The 1077-nt window shown below is 74.5% G+C and carries 3 protein-coding genes; all 3 read right to left on the minus strand.

Annotation, left to right across the window (positions count from 1 at the left end; all coding sequences use genetic code 11):
* Nucleotides 1–8: 8 nt before the first annotated feature.
* Nucleotides 9–257, minus strand: coding sequence for a hypothetical protein (locus AB0E96_RS41320; protein WP_359831991.1), 249 nt, complete (start codon nt 255–257; stop codon nt 9–11).
* Nucleotides 257–664, minus strand: a complete 408-nt coding sequence (locus AB0E96_RS41325) for a hypothetical protein (protein WP_359831992.1) — start codon at nt 662–664, stop codon at nt 257–259. Before AB0E96_RS41325 ends, AB0E96_RS41320 begins: the two co-directional genes overlap by 1 nt.
* Nucleotides 665–679: 15 nt before the next feature.
* Nucleotides 680–1077: hypothetical protein (locus AB0E96_RS41330; RefSeq protein WP_359831993.1), on the minus strand; the 398-nt coding region annotated here is incomplete at its 5' end.

A 1077-nucleotide genomic window follows, 5' to 3' on the forward strand; every position in this document is an offset into this window, starting at 1 on the left:
GGTAGGAGCTATCCCCGCGCGTGCGGGGCCGACTTGCGGGCCCGGAGCGGGGCGAGCATGCGGCGGTTGCCCTGGCGGACCGCGGTGAGGGAGATGCCGCCGAGGTAGGGGTGGACCGGTCGCCGGGCGGCGAGGTCGGCGAGCGCGGCCGTGCGCGCTTCGGGGTCCTCGATCTGTTGCGCCTTGGCGCGGCACTCCCGCCACGCGGCGAGGGCCTCGGAGTGGACGGCGAGGGACTCGGCGAGGTGGTTGTCCATCAGGCACCGATCCCGTGGAGGAGGGAGCCGAGGACGGTCACCGGGACGGCGAGCAGTCCCCCGGCGGTGGACAGCGCGCCGGGCAGCGCCACGCCGACGATCAGGTCCTTGGCCATGGCGGGCTTGGTGCCGAACCCGATCAGCAGCAGAATCAGCGCGACCGCGCCGGCGCCGACCGGGCCGACGGTGCCGGACTGCGAGCTGATCGACTGGCTGATGCTGGTGGACACGGTGCCGATCTGGGCGAGGGCCGTCCCCGCGCTGGCGGCGAGCAGGCCGAGGGCGGCGCCCCAGTAGATGACGTGGTGGTCCTTGACGGGCTGGAGCTTGCCGCCGCCGCGCTTGTGGATGACCAGCGCGACGACGATCAGCAGGATCATGCCGCCGGACCCGATGGCTCCGAACATGGTGGGACTCCTCTTTCAGTAGATGTGGAGCTGGTTGCCAGTGGCGGCAAGGAGGGGGACGGCGCCGGCGGCGACGGCCAGGCCGGAGGCGACCGGGATGCGCAGGGCGACGAGGATCAGCAGCGGGCCGGGGCCGCGCACCTCGCTGACGCGAAGGCGTCCCCGGTCGCGGGTGTGCAGGTCGAGGGCCCATCCGGCGGCGGCGAGGATCGCGCCGACCCACGGCCCGCCGGGGGCGATGAGCTGGACGAGGCCGGTCGAGTAGCCGCCGACCGCGCTGATCGCGGTGAGGATCGCCCAGCGGCGGAACCGCGCGGGCCGGTCGGAGTAGCTGGCCCTGCCGCGGGCGGTGCGGCGGTGATCGCGCTGGGGGCGCTGCTTGGCCTCGCGACGGTCGGCGAGCTGCTGCTGAC

It is taken from the genome of Kitasatospora sp. NPDC036755 (genome assembly GCF_040636595.1).
GTDB lineage: Bacteria > Actinomycetota > Actinomycetes > Streptomycetales > Streptomycetaceae > Kitasatospora.

What these genes read in the sequence shown, in the direction of transcription:
- AB0E96_RS41325 (WP_359831992.1), bottom strand. Translation starts at nt 664, where the DNA reads ATGTTCGGAGCCATCGGGTCCGGCGGCATGATCCTGCTGATCGTCGTC.
- AB0E96_RS41320 (WP_359831991.1), bottom strand. Translation starts at nt 257, where the DNA reads ATGGACAACCACCTCGCCGAGTCCCTCGCCGTCCACTCCGAGGCCCTC.